Genomic DNA, 17,798 nt, shown 5'->3' with positions numbered 1-17,798 from the left:
AGGTGGCCGAACATGTGCGGCTTGATCTGCTGCATCCAGGAGACGGCAGCCGGTTCCTTATTGATCAGCGTTTTGGCGAAGGGGATGATCTGCTCGCCGACCAGGATACCGAGAAGGCCGACCAGGGCGATGACGGGCGGCGCCGGTGATCGGACATTGAGCAGGCTGTAGACGATGCCGACAAGCAAACCGGCTGCCAGGGAATAGAGGTAGATTTTCATGGACATTGTCCCTTTTTAATTCTTTTTGACACCTACGCGGCTGCTGCCGAGGCAACCGCCTCAAGGATGACGGCGGCAACGGCCTCTGGCTGCGAAAGCAATGACATGTGGCTGGCTTTGAGTTCGGTCGTGCGGGCATTCAGCTTCTTCGCCAATTCCCGCTGGAGCTCTACGCTGACCGCTCGGTCTTCGGTTGAGATCACGTACCAATTCTTGCGGTTCGCCCAGGCAGCCTTGCTCACCTTGTCGGAGAAAGTACTGGCACCGAGCGGCGGCTGGGTCGCAGCAAGGATCCGCGCATCCTCTTCCGGCAGATCCTGCGCGACAGCGTTGATCCAGCCGTTCACGCTCATCATGTAACTGCCGCTGCGGTCGGCGCTCACCTCTCCCAGACCAGGGGGCGCAGGGTGAGCCGCGACCTGATCTCCGGTTGATTGGCCGATATCCGGTGCGAAGGCTGCCACAAAGACCAAAGCCTTCACCTTCGGGTCGTCGCCCGCTTCCGTTATGACGGTTCCTCCCCAGCTATGGCCGGCGAGAACCACAGGCCCATCAATCTCATTCAGCGCATGGCGGGTTGCCTCGACATCCGCCAACAAGGATGAGGTCGGGTTCTGCACGGCGACAACGGAAACGCCCCGCTTCAGCAGGAGGGAAATAACGGATCTCCAGCTCGATGCGTCCCCCCATGCCCCATGTACGAGGACGACGGTCGCGCTATTCGATGGTGAAGCGATCATGATGAGCTCCGTGAACATGACAGGAAGGAAGCAGCAGGTACCGTGGCGCAAAGACGGATGCACCACGGGGAAGATCGAAGAGCCGGGGCCACTGAATCGCATGAGCGGGGGTGGCCATTTGCTCCTCAGTGACCTTCGGACGCGCCGAACATGGTCTTTGCGTAGATGATGCCGAGGCCGTAGGAACCGCCATACTTCTTGGCAATGCCGGTGGTCATGTCGTAGGTCTCGGTCCGAGCCCAATCACGCTGAAGCTCGAGCAGATACTGCAGAGACGTCATCGGCTGAGCGCCGGCCTGAACCATGCGATCCATCGCTCGGTTATGAGCTTCGTCGGTTACGTCGCCGCAGGCATCAGCCAGTACGAAGACCTCAAAACCTTGCTCGATGGCCGACAGTGCCGGGCCGACGATGCAGACGCCGGTCCACAGGCCGGAAAGCACGATGCGCTTCTTGCCGATTCGGTTGATCTCATCGATGACTGCAGCGTCTTCCCAGGTGTTCATCGACGTGCGATCGAACAGCTTCTGACCAGGAAACGCATCGGTGATTTCAGAAAACATCGGACCGGAAAAGCTCTTTTCCGCAACCGTAGTCAGGATGGTGGAAACGCCAAAACCCTTGGCGCCATTCGCGACGAGAGCTGCATTGTTCCGAAGGTTGACAGCATCGATGCTCTTGGTCGCAAAAGACATCTGCGACTGAAAATCGATCATGATGAGGGTGTGATCCTTCGGCGTAAGAAGCTTCGAGCCAGGCGTCGGTGTCGCGTTTACAGTCATTATGTTCCTCAAAAGCGTTGAGCTGAGCTGCGTGGGCATTCAGCTGAATTGCGTTCACGGGGCGGATTATGCCCACTGCGGGAGCAATCTTCTTGTCGCTTAGAAGGACAGTTTGGATATTCGGACTGTTTCGGCGGCGGGAGATCGAACGACACCGAAAGGAGTCGAGACCCCTGGTTCGAGACGGGATCAGGCGGCAAGATTTTCGCGAAAACGCAAGTTTCGGGCCTGCCGCGGCCTCATGAGGTCTTGCCGCCGAGTTTCAAACGGTTCTGCCGCCGCCAGTTACCTGGGGGCTCTCCCACAATATCCGAAAACACCCGCGTCAGATGGCTTTGATCGGCGAAACCGCATGCCGTGGCGCTCTCTTGAATGGAAAGACCCGACAGCAGGAGATCCTTGGCCTTTGAAACGCGATATTCCATGACCCAGCGGTACGGCGTCCGGCCGAATGTCTCCTTGAACGCCCTATTAAAGTAACTGCGGGAGAGGTTGCATAGTTCGGCAAGTTCGGTGATCGAGACCTGCGCAAAAGCATTGGCGGTCAGGAATTCCAGCACCCTTTTTTCTTGCCAAGGCGCCAGGACGCCATTCCTCCCCATCGGAAAATACTGGCTGGCATAGGTATGGGTCAAATGCGTCAGCAGGACCAAACTGATTTGCTCGAAGAAGAGCTGGTTGGCCTCGTGCCGGCTGACAAGATAAGGCAAGACGGCCTGGGCAAGGCCAAGAATGACGTCGTCCTTGGTGCCGGGCCTGCAATCGAACCCGTCGAATTGCGGGCGGCCGATATCCTCCAGGAAAGACCGCACAAAGTATAGGGGGATATTGAACCGCAAATTATCGAATGGCGAGAGATGATGGCATTGCCATTCATTCCTGAGATCGGTGATGGCGATCGCACCTTTCGGATGTCCACCTTCGAAAATGAGTTCCTTGTTCCTCCAGAGCCGATGCATCCTGAAATCGGTCAATTGGGTGATAACGGAGACCGCTTCGTCGCGTTTGTTCGCCGGCGCGATCGGAAGATCGTCCTTGTCGTAGCACAGGCGTGTGATCGTGATAGCCGACGCCTTCATCACCCATCGACTGGGAACAGGTGTTCCGGGCGCATCACTGCCCTCCGATTCTCTTTCCAATGCGCGCTCCGGTAAACCCACCCTTACCAACTAGGATATTCCATTGGTAAATTCCAACGATTTTTTACGAAAGACGCGAATCGCACGACGAAGTCAGTTAAGACATCCGGCGCGCCAGACCGCCGGCGTCCTCCCCGTTTCGCGGGAGAAAACCTTTGTAAAATGACTTTGGTCCACGAACCCGCATGCTTCTGCGATCGCTTTCAGCGACAGCTCACTGCCGCGCAGCAGCTCCTGGGCAGCTTCCACGCGCGCATGCATCAACCATTGATGGGGCGTGGCGCCGGTCACTTTCTTAAACCCCTGCGAGAAATGATTGGCGGAGATGCCGGCCGCCGCGGCAATTTCCGCGACGGACAATTCACGCGCAAGGTTTTTCCTCATGAATTCTTTTGCCGCAGCCTCGCGGTTGTAGGGAAGGATCGCGTCGTCCGCGCCAGCCTCCGCTTCGCTCACGGGATCCTCAATCAGATGAGAGCAGATCGCGATAGCCAGGTGTTTGAGGAGTGCCTCCCTGGAACCGGTCTCGCGCTCGAAAAGGCAAAGGATGACGTCGGTGAGATTGCTCAAAACCGGATCCCTTTCGCCTCTTCGACACCGCAGCTGGATTTTCGGGCTTGTGCTGGATAACTCCCCAACCTCCCGGATAAGCGTCTTTGGCAGAAAGAACGTAACCGAGTGAAGATTGGCGTATAAGACGATCGAGGCCTGTTCGGAAAGGTCGACGAGGCAGACCGATCCCCGCGCGAACTTGCGCGGCAGCGTCCTGGTTCCATCCGGCAGGATATCGCAATGATGGGCCTCCTTGGTGTAGACCATCAGGAAATAGGCATCGCAAATGGGAAGGGAGACGATCGGCCTCTCGCCATCGGAGACATCCTTGGCGATTCGCGTGACGCAAACCGGCGAAGACCTGACGGGCACCACATTCAGCGAGGCGGCCTTCGGAAGGTCGAAATACGGGCCGAGCGTTTTCAGTTCAAGATTGTCCAGGCTCAGTCCCTCTCCTCCAAGACGCCCCCGCGCCTATGGCATCCATGAGAACATTTCGGTTGCAGCAGACCTTATAATTCTGCCGCACACCGGCGCAATGCTTATTCTCGCGGAAAATCAAGGATTCAACCGCAGTGATTACAAGCGTTACGGCAACGACAACAACTATCTTGTACAATCTTACGGCAACAGTCGAAGAGATCGCGGTAAATGTCTACGACAGCCATATCCGCGCCTTCAAGGACGAGGCCGAAGCGGCGCCTGATGTTTCCGTAACCCCTACAGGCGGTCACACGCCCGGCCACAGCGTCGTCAGGGTAAGGTCCGGCAGAGATCGACTGATGTTTGCCGGCGACGCGATCCTCCCAGTGCCCTTCGATCACCCGGAATGGCATAACGGCTTCGAACATGACCCGGAAGAAGCCACGCACGTTCGTCTCCGCCTCATGCGCGCACTTGCAGATACGGCTCCTGGCTGATCTCGACGCATATGCCTTTCCCGTCCGTGGGCCGCGGCGGCGGGCGACCTCTTTCGCTGGGTACCGGCGTGGTGGGACTACTGAACGTTACGCGGTAAGATCGGCCAGTATTGGGAGATGCATGCCCCAGCGCATCGCTTGATGCGCCGTTTTGGCTGTGACTGCGGGCTAAAGCGGGCTGGCCGATCGGTCTTCGGCCTTGGCGAAGTCGAGGATGCCGAACAACTCGCCGCTTAGTTCGGCACGAACCTTGCCCCGGTTGGTTTCCGGTGTGAGGACGATTTGGCCGATGAGTGAACGCAGCGTTTCCGCCGCCTGCCGCCCGGTCAAGGCTGGCGCGGCATGCGCCAACGCGGAACGCGGCCTGGCCTTGAGGGGGCGGTTTCGTTCCAGCCCAATCCAGCAAGCAAAAAGGCTTTCATCGCATCCGTTCAGACCCGATGCATTGCATCAGATGGTGTCTTCCTTCAGCGGCGGCACATCCGGCGCTTTGTCCAACAAGCCTGACAGCGCGCCGCGCTTCGTCGTAGCTGCACGCGCTTTCAGGAATTCGCTGGCCGTCTCAACAGCCCCGATCTTCTGTGCGACCGCAGAGATGATCCACTGATTGAGCGACACGCCATCCTCTTGTGCCAGACGTGCCGCCGTCTCCTTGAGCGACTGCGGCAGTTGCAGCGGATATTTGTAACGTTGGGTCTGCGTCATGTGTTCAGTCTCCTGACAATCTCTCTCGGTGTTATCACGGTCACGCCCAATCCGAGCGCCGGACGGAAATCCCTGACGTTATGTGTCACGATGGCCTCGGCCTGCCCGTTCAAGGCAGCCTCAAGCACCATTTCATCGGCGACATCGGGCAGCATCGGCCGCGTCCGAAACGAGATAACGACACCCTCGGCAATGGCGGCAAGCGCGCTCATCACCGAAACGGCATCCTCAAGGCTGTGGCCGGTCGCCGGTCGCGTTTCCGGTCGGCTCAACACCGCCTCATATTCCAGAAACAGCGCCGTCGAACAAAGCGGCGTCACAATGCCCTGGTCCACGAAACGCAGAAGCGGATTACTTGCGCCATTCCCCGCTGCGGAACGGTGCACGCTACCACGTTAGCAGCGCAGATCTAATCTCGCCTACGCTTCATTAACGCGTGGGTTTCTTTGCCAATCGCACGCCCGGACCGCCGCCGTTCTCCGGGAGGAACTCGATGCCCGCCGCTTCAAACGCCATTTGAATGGCCCCTAGTGTGGAAGCATGTGCCGGTTTGCCAGCTTCAATACGCGTAATGGTCGCCGCTGTCACATGAGCTTCGCGGGCCAAATCTCGGACACCCCATTTCAGTGCCGCTCGTGCCATTCGTATTTGCTCTTCTGTGATCAAAATTATTACCTTGACATAATTTATAGAGCTCGCCAAATTATGTCAGTGACATAATTTTGTTTATGCAAGCGGCCGAGTAGAGTGCGGGAACACTCCGCCCAGCCTAACCACAACCCAAGCTGATAGGAGCTCGGATCATGGCTGATTCGGACGATACCACGACTTTGTCTTCCGTCACGCGCAGGATGTTACTGACGGGCACGATGGCAACCACGGCGACATGGCCGTTCGAATATGGCGTGGGGGCGGTCGAGGCGCTGACCGGCAATGCCGTCTGCGATCCCGCGCTGGACCTTTGGCGGCAATGGCTGGCGGCACACAATGAAACGCAGCGGCTTTGGAAAATTCAGGTGAGCCTTGAAAGCAGGATGGTCGCCGCCGTCGGATTTCCGCAGGTGGAAATCACACTGCCCGGGAAAAAGGAGCCGGTTCGTGCTTTCAGCCTGGAAGACATAGACCGAATATGTGGCGATGCAGCCGGGCATCAGGCCGTGAGGGCGCAAGCAATAGTAGCCTTTCGGAAGCGGCAGGAAGCTTGGGATCATCTGGATGACGTTTTGGGATATAGTCGGGCCGAGAAAGCCGAGATCCGATCCGATCGCATGGAAATGAAGTTGGCCGACGCCCTGATGGCCATGCCGGCCACGACGCTTGCTGGTGTGGCCGGCAAGCTTGATGTGATCTTGTGTGGAGGCGAACACTTCGACAAAGGCCCAGACTTCCCCTCGCTGCAAGTGAGCGCGGCGCTGGCCGATCTGGTGCGCATCGGGCAGGCCCTGCAGCCGGGTCAATTCATGCCCGGAAGTGACCGGCTCCTCGGAGCCAACGGCGGCGCAACATGAAAAGCCTGCTTGAGGGAAATAACACGGCAAAGCCCTCCACCACCCGCTTGCAGCGGAGGCTGCCGTGTCTGTGACGCTTGCTGAACGCCTCGGCCATCTTCCCGAGAACAGACGCCGTGAACTGGAACGGATCGCACGAATCCTTTTCGATGAATTCGAGGACGCGCAAAAGAGCAAGCTGTCGGACAGGGAGAAGGGTGGACGTATCCTCAAACTGGTTCTTTTTGGCTCTTATGCACGCGGTGACTGGGTCGAAGAGGGCGAGGGCGAGGGCGATGATCGCTCCGAATATAACCTGCTCGTCGTCGTTACGACTGAAACCTTTGCCGATCCGCGTTTCTGGTACCGGGCTGCGGATCGCTTCCTGCGGGACCTGACGGTCACCGGACATCTCACAACGCCGGTCAACTTCATCGTTCACTCCATCACGGACCTCAATAACCAACTCGCGCACGGTCGGCCCTTCTTCGTGGACATCGCCCGCGACGGCATCCCGCTTTACGAGACGCCGGGTCTTCCCCTCGCCAAACCCAAGCCACAGGATCCAGAGATCGTCGAGGCTGAAATGATCAGGCATTTCGACCACTGGTTCCCAAGCGCCACGCATCGTTTCGAACTGGCGAAGGAGGCAATGGGGCGTGGCTACGGCCGCGAAGAACCTCCCGCGATCCATAACCTCTCCAGATATATTGAGGTAAAATTGCACCATATATCTTTACATGGTGCATAAACTGCCCTATGTTTTCCTTATGGAAATGAGGGCGCAATGGGCAAACTGATTCAAATCGGAAACATCATCATTCGAGTTTATGCGAACGATCATTTGCCCCCGCACTTCCACATCATCACCCCGGATGGGGATGCATTGGTGGAAATCGCGACACTGGAAATCCTGCGTGGTAAGCTCGCACGCAAGGCGCAAGACAACACCCTCGAATGGGCAGCAAAGAACAAGGCGGCCATCGCCGCCGAGTGGAACCGGACCAATCCCCGCTTTCCAATCGCTTGAGGAAGGGAAACAGAAATGGACATGCCGCGAATTGAAAGCGTAACGCCAACGTCAAACATGACGCTGACAATCGAGTGGAAGGGTGGCGCTGAGGCTTCCGCAAATCTCGTCGGCTGGATTGCGACCGGCGGCGAATTGCTCGCCCCCCTCAAGTCCCCTGATGTCTGGAAAACTGCCGCGGTCGCCGACTACGGTGCAACGGTCGAATGGGAAGGCGGAGATTTGGCGATCGATGCCTATCACCTTTTCCAGATCGCCGAAGACCAGCGCGATTTTAATGCCGAGGACCTGCGGAAATGGCAGGAAGAGATAGGGCTTTCGAATAACGAGGCTGCGGACTTTTTAGGCGTCAGTCTGCGCACATGGAAGAACTACCGTGCCGGCGCTCCTGTCAGCCATGCCGTCAAGATGCTGCTGCGCGCAAGTCAGCGCGACCCGCTCTTGATGCATGCGCATTACCGGCCACGTCAGAATGGCAGGCCGAAAGCTGCCTGAGGAGAAACCCAGCATAAGGGACAATTCCTGGCACTGATCGGGACCGATAGATACAGATTGTGCGCGTGGCCGATGGCCTGCGCGATTTGCGTAACCTTCTTAAAAACTGAAGATCGCCGTTGGTACTCGATGTCGTAATTCGGCTTGACTTACCTATAGGTGTAAATATTATGCGTAGAAGACATGACTGCACGCCTTGCGGGTGACGATTCCTACAATTTAAATGCTCTCACACAGGCATATGCGAGTGACTTCCGTCAGCATATGCCCTGTTCGACGCCTTGTCTTCGTGCATCACGATCGACTGATTTGCTCAAAGTCTCTTCACTTTATTGGCGAGGGGTGTGCAATGAACGATACGATCTTCCAGAGCAAGCTTGCGGATTTACCCATCAAGCGGCGCCGCTTCCTGCAAGGCGCTGCAGGCCTGATCGCAGTCACCGTCCTCGGGCCTCCAGGGAGGGCCATTGCGGACCAGTCATTGGGCAATTCAAAAGCCGTTCAGGCAGCCACCCCCGGCGTCGCCAGGGAACGGATCGATGGCCACGCGAAGGTGACCGGCCAGAAGGTGTTTGCCCGAGACTTCAATTCCATCGATATGGGTTGGGGGCGCGACCAATGGTATGCACTCTATCTGCCGGCTTTGACAACAGACCACAAGTTCCTGAATGTGGATTTGAGTTACTTGCCGGACGAGGCAAAGCCAAAGCGTGTAATCCTCGGTAATCAGCTCAAATCCGCGGTCAGGGCTGCTCCACTGGCCCGATATCGCGATCTGCAGGTCGAAGCCGAGGCTCTTGACCAACACGAAAAGGGGGCGACGGAACTCTTCAAGACCCCGCTCCCGGCGTCGGCTACAGCTTTTGCTGCAAAAGGCTCTTCGTCGGTAGAGTTCGATATCATCGTTAAGCCCGGCAATGTCCCGAACTTTCTCGGCCAAGCAGTCGCTTTGCTCCTCTTCGACAAGCGTGAGACTTATCGGGCAGCAAAGCGCCTCATGCAATTCAACGATGCCAGCTTCCAGGTTTATGCATTGGATGATGCTTCCTCACAGAACATGGGAGCACCGTGGTCGCCTCAAACGACCTATGTAAAGTATTTCGAACAAGGCGAAACCTTCAGTTACGCTACTGCCGATCCGGCGACGTATTCGCAGAAAGTCCCCTCCTATCGCGACAAGATCGATCAGTATCTGGCACAGAACCCCGACCTGATCCGTCAGCCATTCACCGTTGATACACAAGCCATGGATCCGATGTTCATGGAGCCGGAGAGCGGGCTTGCCTATTATGACAGCAAGGCTCAAAGCCTGGCTCTCGTGCTCGGGACGCAGTCGCCGGATGGCGATGTCTCAAGCGCCGCATCCATGTTCAGCGGGGGTGACTCGCCGATCGTCGTCAAGGAAGTGATACTTCACAGCTGTTATCCCGGTGGTGGTTTTGGGGGCCGCGACAGTTCGCCCTTCTCTCAATTACTGGCTTTGACCGCTGCATTTTCCGATGGAGCTCCCGTCAAGCTTGCCCATGATCGATTCGAGCAGTTTCGCTATGGACTGAAGCGCCCGGGAGCGGCGATCAAGGGTGAGCTGGTGGCCGGATCCGACATGAAATTGCGCCTGATCGAAGCGACAATGAATTTCAATGGTGGTGGGCTACGCAACCTGTCCCCCTATGTTGCCAATCTGGCGGCACTCTGCGTTGGCGGATCTTATGAATTGCCGATGGCGAATGTCTTTGCCCAATCAAAACACACGAAGGACATTACTGGTGGCTCTCAGCGCGGGTTCGGTGGCCCGGAAGCCTTTCTTGCCATCGAAACAGCGCTCGATGATATCGCGACATCCAAGGGGTGGGACCCTATCGCGCTGCGGCGCGCCAATATTGCTGACACCGGAGGTCGAACCATCGTCGGTGGTCCGATCGATCAGGAACTACGTCTTGGGGAGATACTTGATCGAGCGGAGGCCCATCCGCTGTGGGCTGATCGGGATAAGATAAAATCCGATTATGCTGCTCGCGGTTTGACCTACGGCACGGGCATAGCCTTGTCGATGCAGGCCTATGGAACTTCCGGTGACGGAATGGTTGCGGCGGTTTTGATTGATCCTGATGGCAGTTTGATGGTTCAATCCGACGCGGTCGACATGGGAAATGGTTCGGCGACGACATTGGGGGTGGTTATCGGGCCAATACTTGGCGCCAACGCGTCGGCCGTCGACATGGGTGGTTATCGTTTGTTCGGTCAAACCGGGCTGACTACTAAAGGCAATGGAAGCGATTGGAATAATCCGCACTGGACAGCCAAAGGTGTTGGTTCCTCTTCTGCCTGTCTGACTGGCCTCCATCAGGTCCACACCGTCCAGCAGACGGCACTTGCCCTGATGCAGGCAAGTGTCTTGCCTGCCGCCGCGTCGATCTGGGGAAGACAGGAACTTGGCCTTGACGATGTCAGATGGGCTGATGGACGGTTGACTTTGGTCAAAGGTGGTGCCGAACCCATTGCATGGGCGGATCTTGCAAAGCTCATTTACGCCAAAGGATTGCCAAAAGGGGCGCTCGGTCATGCGTTCATTCAGGGAAGCTGGGTCGAGGCAGATTTCGCAGGACCAAGCGGAACCATGCACCTGCAGCTCGACGGCCTGTCCTTCTACCTGCCGAATGTGAAGGATCCGACATTTGTTGGCCGAACGAATACGATGCCGCCACCCGCGATCGCCCAGCGTTATTCCCGTTATGTCTGGGCGCCCTGCGCAAACGTCATCGGGCTGACGGTCGACAAAAGCAGCGGTTCAGTAAAGATCGAGAACATCCTTTCCGTCCTTAATGCCGGCAGATTGTTCGTGCCACAGCTTGTTTCCGGACAAAGTCAGGGCGGGATTGCAATGGCAATCGGCTACGCGTTGATGGAAGACATGCCGAACGGCATGGCAGGGCCTGCCGACGGAACCTGGAACCTGAACCGCTATCATGTCCCCCGTTGGAGCGATGTGCCATTGAACACGGCTTACGAACCCGGCAAGCGCGCGCAGGAATTGGTGACGTTGCCGGAAAGCGCAGGGGACCGCGGAGCAGGCCGCGGTATTGCCGAGGCGGTGATGTGCTCTGTCGCGCCGGCGATTTCCAACGCCCTGCATGATGCATTGGGGCGGCGTTATACGTCGCTGCCTATAACGCCGGCGAAAATTTTGGAGGGACTGCAGGCATGACGATTTCCTTCAAAGTCAACGGCATCACCCATGAGGTGGAATCCGACCGCGCAGACGATCGATTGATCGACTTTCTGCACGATGATCTCGGTCTATCCGGCACCAAATTCTGTTGCGGGATTGGCGTCTGCCGGGCCTGTACGGTTGCTTCCGTTCGAGCTCCCAATGAAACGGCCACGCCGGTCATCAGCTGTTCAACGGCATTGGCGATGGTTGATGGTACGGAGATCACCACGATCGAAGGCGTTACGCCCAGCGATGGACTGCTGCCCATTCAGGAGGCATTTCTTCGAGAGTTCTCGTTTCAATGCGGCTACTGCGCTCCCGGCTTCGTCGTGGCATCACAGATATTTCTGGATGGCTTGCGGCAATTGGGAAGCCTGCCAAGCGACCTCGATGCGGCAATCGAACAGGCTGTCGGGTCCCATATCTGTCGCTGTACCGGCTATGTTCGCTACTACGATGCCATCCGCAAAACAGCCGAAGCGATGTTTGCGAAGGAAGGATCGCAGAATGGCTAGCTCTCTCTTCCTGCGCAAAGGTCTGTTCTTCTTGCTGCTGCTTTCAGGGGAACAATTATTTGCAGGCCAGTCACTGGCGGATCAAGTCGATATGGGTTCGACGAGAGAGCTATATGGCGCGGAATGCCGCAAGCAGGTGGGTGACATCCCCGAATTCGCCTGCAGTGACGGAGTTCCCGTGCCGATTACAGTCGATGGGAAGAGCGTGCCGGCGACGAAGAGTATGGTATGCGATCGGCCCGCCTTGCTTCCGAATGGCTCGGGTTCTGACGGGCAATGTGTGCCCAATTCCCGCATCCTGTCCTTATCGACGGAGACAATGCAGATCGCCGTCATGTGTCGGCAAAAGATCATTCGGCCGGCGGATAAAATGGAGTTCGATGAAATCGATATTGTCGCTCATAACCCCAAGACCGGTGCGACGTGCTGGTTTCAGGCGGAAGGAAAGCCCAGTCAACCCGTCAGCGGCGAGAAAGTACCGTCTCCGACATCCCAGCCTTCGAGCCCATTTTGGAATGCACCGGAGATCACATTCAAAGACGGCTGCGGAACCTGTCACGACAATGACCCCTTCATGTTCTCACCGTTTGTTGGGCAGGTCTGGAACCGCATGCCAGTCAACCCATTCGGGCCGTACTACCATGTGGATCTTCCTTCACCTCATCGAGTTGGCTTCAGCGGTTGGCCAACCCGGACCCTCAACCCGACCGATAATACGTGCCTCGGCTGTCACCGAATTGGCATTGCCGAAACGTGCCGGCAATTGACGGATGAGATGACTGGGCGATTTCCTGAAGGAGCCGACGATTGGGCACGTCGCTTTCCGGGCTCACATGCGATGCCACCTGATATTGGCATCACGCAGACCAGCTGGAATTCGATCTATAAATCCTCCGTGGATCAGATCAGATCGTGCTGCCAGAAACCTGACCAGCCGGCATGTCGCATAACTGCAATTCCGGCCTATCCGCCACCGAACTGATGATAGCGCTAGGCGGGCGTGATTGATAGCGCGCTCAAGAGCGCGCTATCGATATTCGTGATTCCACGTGACAAGAAGTGTAGGAAACCTTTTGTGGCAAAGTTATTCGACCGCTTTTCCCCGCGGCGCGAAGCGCACGTCCAGCGATCATTCTTTGTTCATTCAAAACTTTCGGATCATGATCGGTGGGCTGGTCGGATCCGGATCGCCATCGAAGAAAAGATAGATCGCCGCGATCTTACCGTCCTTGGCGATGATGAAATCCGTGCCTGCATATGCAGGTCGTTCGCCGGGCGCACCGGCCACCCATTTCACGCGGCCGGCCCGCTCATGCAGAACGTCCGCCGCGGCGATTGTGGTGTACGCAAATGTCGGATGCATGGCGCGAATGACTCCGGCGATGCGGACGATCTCGTCGCGACCACGATAGATCCCGTGCGGTTCCACGAATATGGCGTCTTCGTGAAGGATTTCCTCCGCCACGTTCCGGCGGAGGGCGTCGTCGCCCTCCCCAAAAATGCCCTGTAGATTCCGATCGAGCAGCGTTGCAATGTCTGCCATGATCATTCTCCCTGATATGACGGGTCAGATCTGGACGTGGCCACCGTCGACGAAGAGTTCGATACCATTGATGAAGCTGGCATCGTCGGAGGCAAGGAAGAGGACAGCCTTGGCAATCTCTTCCGGTTGCCCGATGCGGCCGGCAGGAATAAGGCTCGCAAGATAATTCTTCGTGTTCTCCGCATTCTCACCGCTGCCGAAGAGTTCGTTGAGGCCGGCGGTTTCAGTCACGCCAGGACTAATTGCATTGACGCGAATACGGCGATCCTTCAGATCGAGGATCCAGTTGCGGGCGAAGTTACGCACGGCAGCCTTGGTTGCCGAGTAGACGCTGAAGGCAGGCGTGCCTGAAGTGCTCGTCGTCGACGAGGTGAGGACGATCGAACCACCATCACGCAGGAGCGGGAGCGCCTTTTGAACGGTGAACAAGGTGCCCTTCACGTTGGTATCGAAGGTCTTCTGGTAGTGTTCTTCGGTAATCGCGCCGAGAGATAGCATCTCGCCGCCGCCGGCATTCGCGAAAACCACATCGATGTGCGAGTGCTTCTGTTGAACTGCGTCATATAGACGATCGATATCGACGAGCTTGCTCATGTCGGCCTGCACGCCCGTGATACGGCCTCCGATCTCCTGGATGGCGGCATCGAGCGCTTCCTTGCGGCGGCCTGTGATGAACACGGATGCACCTTCCATCGAGAAGGCCTTTGCCGTCGCAAGGCCAATACCGCTCGTGCCACCCGTTACGATGACGACTTTGTTTTCAAATTTCTTGCTCACTGTCATGCTCCTTTGTTGCGGCCCACACGCCGTTGAAAGGAACATGACAGCAGAACGATGCTGCAAACAGACGGCAAATTTGGTACTCATCGTTCCAAATGGAGAACGATGATGAGATCTGACTTGAATGATCTGGTCTATTTCGCCGAGGTTGTCGCTCATGGCGGGTTCGCAGCCGCGGGGCGTGCTTTGCGCGAGCCAAAATCGAAGCTTAGCCGGCGGGTGGCCGGACTTGAGGAACGTCTCGGCGTGCGCCTGATCGAACGGTCGAGCCGCCGCTTCCGGGTAACCGATGTAGGTCAATCCTTCTACGAACGTTGCAAGGCAATGCTGGCGGAAGCCGAGCGCGCCGAAGCGCTTGTCGCGGAAGCACAATCAGAGCCGCATGGTCTGATCCGGATGAGTTGTCCGACAGGGCTGGTCGAACCGATTTCCCCCCTCCTGACGCAATTCCTGACGCAGCACCCAAAGGTGCGGCTGCAGCTCGTCGCGATCGACCGCCCCGTCAATCTCATCGACGAGCGGATCGACGTCGCATTGCGCGTCCGAACGTCGTTGGATGGCGATGCCTCGCTAACGATGCGCTCGTTAGGCAACTCGATCCGCATCCTGGTCGCAAGTCCGCAAATTGCCGGACGCATCGGAGACATTGAAGCTTTGGCGAGCGAACCTACTCTCTCGACCACGGATGATCAGGGCGAGGTAAACTGGTTTCTCGAGAAGGATGATGGCCGAACCCATACGCTCAGGCACGAGCCGAGAATGGGCTGTGCAGACTTTACGGCCGTGAGGGCAGCCGCGCTAGCTGGTCTGGGCGTGGCTCTTCTCCCCGATCACACATGCAGACAGGCTCTGGAAGAGGGAAAGCTCGTACGGGTCCTTCCCGCCTGGCATGGCATGAAGGGTCTCGTTCACCTGGTATTCACCACCCGCCGCGGTCTTCCTCCAGCCGTTCGCAGGTTCATCGACTGCCTGGCCAATGGCTTTCCCAAGGATGCGCTTATCTGATGCTCTGAGCCAGTAACCATAGGGCTCTCGAAATTGTCGCCAGCGCCTCCAAAGATGAGGGCACGGCAACGTTTGCCATGCCAGGGGCGACGCGAAGGTCCATGCAACATTCCCTCGCATTCCAGCCAGATCTGGTGAGGGTGAAGCAATCCTCAAGACTCGGTGAGAGCATCGTTACAATGCCGACGCACCAAGTTGACGACCGTAAGCAACGGTGCTTCTGCCAATCACGATACGCTCCTTCTCATACTGCTTCAGAGCCTGCTGGAGATCCGAATGTCGTTGCAGCTGAAGGCGCAAGGCCCGGACATCCGCCGCGGCCTTTGCAACACCCATGGCCGTATGCGGACGAGCCACGAATGCCGCATCGCCTATCAGAGCCACGGCACTTCCGACCATGCGTTGGGATTCGTAGTCCCATATCGCTTGGATCCAGGGATTTGCCTCAGCCGCGACTGCGAGCGCGAACGGCTTCGGGAGCATATCATCGGCGTCAGCACGAAGGCGTGCCCTGTCCTCTCTTGATAATTCACCTTTCGGCAATGAGAAGAGATAGGATCGGCCCGACGTACCCGTAAACAGTTTAGGCAGTTCCCTTTGGTCGACGAAACGATACCAAACCCAATTGTAGCGGCGATTTCCTTCGGAAATCTCTCCTCCTGGACCGGGTACCAAATAGCCGAGCACATGGTTTCCTGGAACGACGTAGAAGGCGAAGTTTCCGATGAGCGTTCTGGCGGCCTGGGGCAGGTCGTCTTCCGGGATGAGACCGCGCCAGGCGACATATCCGGCGTACCTGCTTACGGCGTCCGTGTTGATGGTTGTGCGAACGGTCGAGCTGACGCCATCCGCACCAATGACGAGATCCGCGCTCTCGACAGACGCGTCATCAAACTCAAGGAGAGAGCCGCCGGCTTCTTCGCGGACAGCCGTGACCGGCTTTCCAAGAACGTAAATCCCGGGATCGAGCCGTTCGGCCAGCGTCTTGTAGAGCAGATCCCAGGAAATCTGGGTTTGCGGCATATGGGCTCGCCGCGCGATCGCCCCAGATCGTTCATACCAAATGCGGTCGCGAGAAACCACGCCGAACGTTGCCAGGTGTTCGACGCCGATCTCACGAAGAATATGAAATACCTCGCTCTGCGGCACCAACCCTGCTCCTCTGCCGGCAAACCCGGAAGAAGATCGTTCGTAGATTTTCACGTCGTGCCCATCGCGAGCAAGAAGGATTCCGGCAAAAAGGCCCGCCAGGGAGCCTCCCACGATACGAATGCGCATCGGTCTCATTTCGCCCGCCCTCCATTGACCGATTGGATCTTGGGCCGGCTGCGTCCCAAGCTGCGGATTGCGAGTGCGACCAGCCCAAGCGCCCCGCCCAGGATACTCACGCCAGCCCACCCTTGGTAGGACCAGGCAGCGGAAGCCAGCGCGGCACCGGCAGCGCCGCCGAGAAACATCGCAGTCATGAAGATGGTATTGATACGGCTGCGTGCGTCCGGATCGAGCGCGTAGACAATGTGCTGGTTCGAGACCAACGCGCTCTGGATGCCAAAATCCAAAACGACGACCCCGATTACCAATACAACGAGCGAGCTCCAGAAGCCGAACATCAACCAGGCTGCAATGGTGAGGAAGGTTCCGAGCCAGACGACGAAATGCGGCCCCTTGCGATCAGCAACTTTTCCCGCCAGCGGTGCAGCGAAAACTCCAACAGCTCCCACTATACCAAACAGGCCGGCAATATCCGCACCTAGGTTGAACTTTGGAGTTGCCAGGTAAAGTGCCAGCACCGTCCAGAAGGCAGTGAACGAACCAAAGAGCGCAGCTTGCACCAGTGCGGCCGTGCGAAGTTCGCCCTCACGCTTCCACAGATGCACAAGAGAGCGTAATGCATTGCGATATGCCATCCGAGAGGCGGGAGCATGAGCGGGAAGCGTAAGGTACATCAAGCCGGAGGCAAGGAAAGCCATCGGCACTCCAAGCCAGAACATCTCACGCCAGCCGAAATGCTGCCCCACAAAGCCCGACAATGTCCGGCTGAACAAGATACCAGACAGAACACCTGCCATCACCGTTCCGATGGTCGTTCCACGCTTCTCCGGCGTGGCAAGTGAGGCTGCAAACGGTACGATCTGTTGTGCCACGGTTGAACTTGCTCCGACAACCAGTGATGCAAGTACCAATGCAAACGCAGTCGGGGAAAGTGCCGCAAGCACCAATGCCACAGCCAGTACGAGAAACTGCCCGATAATGAGTTTCCGGCGGTGGACAATATCGCCCAGTGGCAAGAGAAACAGCAGACCGAGAGCATAGCCCAGCTGCGTTGCGGTGGGTATGAAACCAGTCATGGGATCATTGCCGAACTCGGTTTCGATGATCCCGATCATCGGCTGGTTGTAATAGATGTTCGCGACGGCAATACCGCTCGCGGCAGCCATAGCGAAAAGCGTAGCCTTTCCAAGCTCTGCTTTGGTTCTGGGAGTATGTTTGGCGTTGATATCCATGGCATTCACCTGCTTTAGGTTAGGTTTGCGAGATATCTAGCTTTCTTAAGTTGGATCGATTCAGCAGTCTTGGACGTTCTGCCTTCATACCGAAATTCGATAAGTGAACACCGATGATATCCTGGCCTTTACGATGGTGATTAGGTCAGGAAGACCGGCTATAGCCGGA

The 17,798-nt window shown here is 57.2% G+C and carries 21 protein-coding genes and 1 pseudogene; 9 read left to right on the top strand and 13 right to left on the bottom strand.

Annotated elements, in window-relative coordinates; genetic code table 11:
* The 5 genes from FHT84_RS23555 to FHT84_RS23535 all read right to left on the bottom strand — a co-directional run.
* Positions 1-221 (bottom strand): XapX domain-containing protein (locus tag FHT84_RS23555; protein WP_183764168.1); only part of this gene is annotated, 221 nt, incomplete at its 3' end.
* A gap of 32 nt (positions 222-253) precedes the next feature.
* On the bottom strand, positions 254-961 hold the full coding sequence (locus FHT84_RS23550) for an alpha/beta hydrolase (protein WP_245430518.1): 708 nt from the start codon (positions 959-961) through the stop codon (positions 254-256).
* A gap of 125 nt (positions 962-1,086) precedes the next feature.
* Positions 1,087-1,743, bottom strand: a complete 657-nt coding sequence (locus tag FHT84_RS23545) for a hydrolase (RefSeq protein ID WP_183764171.1) — start codon at positions 1,741-1,743, stop codon at positions 1,087-1,089.
* A gap of 239 nt (positions 1,744-1,982) precedes the next feature.
* Positions 1,983-2,882 carry an AraC family transcriptional regulator gene (locus FHT84_RS23540; RefSeq protein WP_183764174.1) on the bottom strand — a complete coding sequence of 300 codons (900 nt, stop codon included), beginning with the start codon at positions 2,880-2,882 and terminating at the stop codon, positions 1,983-1,985.
* A 93-nt stretch (positions 2,883-2,975) separates the two neighbouring features.
* Positions 2,976-3,701 (bottom strand): AraC family transcriptional regulator, encoded by a 726-nt coding sequence (locus FHT84_RS23535; protein ID WP_183764176.1) that lies wholly within the window; start codon positions 3,699-3,701, stop codon positions 2,976-2,978.
* Between the two features lie 389 nt (positions 3,702-4,090).
* Here FHT84_RS23535 and FHT84_RS23530 point away from each other — a divergent pair.
* Positions 4,091-4,438: pseudogene (locus FHT84_RS23530) on the top strand (MBL fold metallo-hydrolase); the annotation flags it as partial.
* An 84-nt stretch (positions 4,439-4,522) separates the two neighbouring features.
* On the opposite strand, the gene FHT84_RS23525 reads toward FHT84_RS23530, so the two are convergent.
* From FHT84_RS23525 to FHT84_RS31525, 4 genes are all read right to left on the bottom strand, one after another.
* On the bottom strand, positions 4,523-4,684 hold the full coding sequence (locus FHT84_RS23525; protein ID WP_183764179.1) for a hypothetical protein: 162 nt from the start codon (positions 4,682-4,684) through the stop codon (positions 4,523-4,525).
* A gap of 120 nt (positions 4,685-4,804) precedes the next feature.
* Complete coding sequence (locus tag FHT84_RS23520) at positions 4,805-5,059, bottom strand: toxin-antitoxin system HicB family antitoxin (RefSeq protein ID WP_183764181.1); 255 nt, start codon at positions 5,057-5,059, stop codon at positions 4,805-4,807.
* The gene (locus FHT84_RS23515) at positions 5,056-5,445 is read right to left on the bottom strand and encodes a PIN domain-containing protein (protein WP_145646032.1); all 390 of its coding nucleotides are present in this window, start codon (positions 5,443-5,445) and stop codon (positions 5,056-5,058) included. The genes FHT84_RS23520 and FHT84_RS23515 overlap by 4 nt, the downstream gene beginning before the upstream one ends.
* Before the next feature lie 43 nt (positions 5,446-5,488).
* Entirely contained in the window at positions 5,489-5,701 is a 213-nt protein-coding gene (locus FHT84_RS31525; RefSeq protein WP_113251561.1) for a helix-turn-helix transcriptional regulator, read from the bottom strand.
* Positions 5,702-5,862: 161 nt separating this feature from the next.
* Between FHT84_RS31525 and FHT84_RS23510 the strand changes: the two genes are divergently transcribed.
* The 7 genes from FHT84_RS23510 (at position 5,863) to FHT84_RS23480 (ending at position 12,779) form a co-directional block, all read left to right on the top strand.
* Positions 5,863-6,567 (top strand): hypothetical protein, encoded by a 705-nt coding sequence (locus tag FHT84_RS23510; RefSeq protein WP_183764184.1) that lies wholly within the window; start codon positions 5,863-5,865, stop codon positions 6,565-6,567.
* A gap of 64 nt (positions 6,568-6,631) precedes the next feature.
* Positions 6,632-7,297 (top strand): nucleotidyltransferase domain-containing protein, encoded by a 666-nt coding sequence (locus tag FHT84_RS23505; RefSeq protein WP_183764187.1) that lies wholly within the window; start codon positions 6,632-6,634, stop codon positions 7,295-7,297.
* A 36-nt stretch (positions 7,298-7,333) separates the two neighbouring features.
* Positions 7,334-7,576: a DUF4160 domain-containing protein gene (locus FHT84_RS23500; protein ID WP_113251558.1), complete on the top strand. Its 243-nt coding sequence runs from the start codon at positions 7,334-7,336 to the stop codon at positions 7,574-7,576.
* 15 nt (positions 7,577-7,591) lie between these two features.
* Positions 7,592-8,071, top strand: a complete 480-nt coding sequence (locus FHT84_RS23495; protein ID WP_112343436.1) for a DUF2442 domain-containing protein — start codon at positions 7,592-7,594, stop codon at positions 8,069-8,071.
* Between the two features lie 349 nt (positions 8,072-8,420).
* Positions 8,421-11,276: a molybdopterin cofactor-binding domain-containing protein gene (locus FHT84_RS23490; RefSeq protein WP_162737068.1), complete on the top strand. Its 2,856-nt coding sequence runs from the start codon at positions 8,421-8,423 to the stop codon at positions 11,274-11,276.
* Positions 11,273-11,797 carry a 2Fe-2S iron-sulfur cluster-binding protein gene (locus FHT84_RS23485; RefSeq protein ID WP_112343438.1) on the top strand — a complete coding sequence of 175 codons (525 nt, stop codon included), beginning with the start codon at positions 11,273-11,275 and terminating at the stop codon, positions 11,795-11,797. The genes FHT84_RS23490 and FHT84_RS23485 overlap by 4 nt, the downstream gene beginning before the upstream one ends.
* Positions 11,790-12,779, top strand: coding sequence for a hypothetical protein (locus tag FHT84_RS23480; RefSeq protein ID WP_112343439.1), 990 nt, complete (start codon positions 11,790-11,792; stop codon positions 12,777-12,779). The genes FHT84_RS23485 and FHT84_RS23480 overlap by 8 nt, the downstream gene beginning before the upstream one ends.
* Positions 12,780-12,941: 162 nt before the next feature.
* On the opposite strand, the gene FHT84_RS23475 is transcribed toward FHT84_RS23480, so the two are convergent.
* Both FHT84_RS23475 and FHT84_RS23470 read right to left on the bottom strand, forming a co-directional pair.
* Complete coding sequence (locus FHT84_RS23475; RefSeq protein WP_181592390.1) at positions 12,942-13,340, bottom strand: nuclear transport factor 2 family protein; 399 nt, start codon at positions 13,338-13,340, stop codon at positions 12,942-12,944.
* Between the two features lie 24 nt (positions 13,341-13,364).
* The gene (locus tag FHT84_RS23470) at positions 13,365-14,117 is read right to left on the bottom strand and encodes a glucose 1-dehydrogenase (RefSeq protein ID WP_112343440.1); all 753 of its coding nucleotides are present in this window, start codon (positions 14,115-14,117) and stop codon (positions 13,365-13,367) included.
* 108 nt (positions 14,118-14,225) lie between these two features.
* Here FHT84_RS23470 and FHT84_RS23465 point away from each other — a divergent pair, with 108 nt between their 5' ends.
* Positions 14,226-15,125 (top strand): LysR substrate-binding domain-containing protein, encoded by a 900-nt coding sequence (locus FHT84_RS23465; RefSeq protein ID WP_210278927.1) that lies wholly within the window; start codon positions 14,226-14,228, stop codon positions 15,123-15,125.
* Positions 15,126-15,299: 174 nt separating this feature from the next.
* Here FHT84_RS23465 and FHT84_RS23460 read toward each other — a convergent pair whose 3' ends face one another.
* The gene (locus FHT84_RS23460; protein WP_112343442.1) at positions 15,300-16,412 is read right to left on the bottom strand and encodes an FAD-dependent monooxygenase; all 1,113 of its coding nucleotides are present in this window, start codon (positions 16,410-16,412) and stop codon (positions 15,300-15,302) included.
* Positions 16,409-17,629, bottom strand: a complete 1,221-nt coding sequence (locus FHT84_RS23455; RefSeq protein ID WP_113251557.1) for an MFS transporter — start codon at positions 17,627-17,629, stop codon at positions 16,409-16,411. Before FHT84_RS23455 ends, FHT84_RS23460 begins: the two co-directional genes overlap by 4 nt.
* Between the last annotated feature and the right edge of the window lie 169 nt (positions 17,630-17,798).

The organism is Rhizobium sp. BK289, from assembly GCF_014193575.1.
Taxonomy (GTDB): Bacteria; Pseudomonadota; Alphaproteobacteria; order Rhizobiales; family Rhizobiaceae; genus Rhizobium; species Rhizobium tropici_C.
Note: the sequence above shows the minus strand (reverse complement) of the source record. Positions and strands in the feature narration are given on the sequence as shown.

Excerpts from the sequence above, each read along its gene's own strand:
- FHT84_RS23550 (WP_245430518.1), bottom strand. The coding sequence starts at position 961 with ATGATCGCTTCACCATCGAATAGCGCGACCGTCGTCCTCGTACATGGG.
- FHT84_RS23545 (WP_183764171.1), bottom strand. The coding sequence starts at position 1,743 with ATGACTGTAAACGCGACACCGACGCCTGGCTCGAAGCTTCTTACGCCG.
- FHT84_RS23535 (WP_183764176.1), bottom strand. The coding sequence starts at position 3,701 with ATGGTCTACACCAAGGAGGCCCATCATTGCGATATCCTGCCGGATGGA.
- FHT84_RS23520 (WP_183764181.1), bottom strand. The coding sequence starts at position 5,059 with ATGACGCAGACCCAACGTTACAAATATCCGCTGCAACTGCCGCAGTCG.
- FHT84_RS31525 (WP_113251561.1), bottom strand. The coding sequence starts at position 5,701 with ATGGCACGAGCGGCACTGAAATGGGGTGTCCGAGATTTGGCCCGCGAA.
- FHT84_RS23510 (WP_183764184.1), top strand. The coding sequence starts at position 5,863 with ATGGCTGATTCGGACGATACCACGACTTTGTCTTCCGTCACGCGCAGG.
- FHT84_RS23500 (WP_113251558.1), top strand. The coding sequence starts at position 7,334 with ATGGGCAAACTGATTCAAATCGGAAACATCATCATTCGAGTTTATGCG.
- FHT84_RS23495 (WP_112343436.1), top strand. The coding sequence starts at position 7,592 with ATGGACATGCCGCGAATTGAAAGCGTAACGCCAACGTCAAACATGACG.
- FHT84_RS23490 (WP_162737068.1), top strand. The coding sequence starts at position 8,421 with ATGAACGATACGATCTTCCAGAGCAAGCTTGCGGATTTACCCATCAAG.
- FHT84_RS23485 (WP_112343438.1), top strand. The coding sequence starts at position 11,273 with ATGACGATTTCCTTCAAAGTCAACGGCATCACCCATGAGGTGGAATCC.
- FHT84_RS23480 (WP_112343439.1), top strand. The coding sequence starts at position 11,790 with ATGGCTAGCTCTCTCTTCCTGCGCAAAGGTCTGTTCTTCTTGCTGCTG.
- FHT84_RS23475 (WP_181592390.1), bottom strand. The coding sequence starts at position 13,340 with ATGGCAGACATTGCAACGCTGCTCGATCGGAATCTACAGGGCATTTTT.
- FHT84_RS23465 (WP_210278927.1), top strand. The coding sequence starts at position 14,226 with ATGATGAGATCTGACTTGAATGATCTGGTCTATTTCGCCGAGGTTGTC.
- FHT84_RS23460 (WP_112343442.1), bottom strand. The coding sequence starts at position 16,412 with ATGAGACCGATGCGCATTCGTATCGTGGGAGGCTCCCTGGCGGGCCTT.
- FHT84_RS23455 (WP_113251557.1), bottom strand. The coding sequence starts at position 17,629 with ATGGATATCAACGCCAAACATACTCCCAGAACCAAAGCAGAGCTTGGA.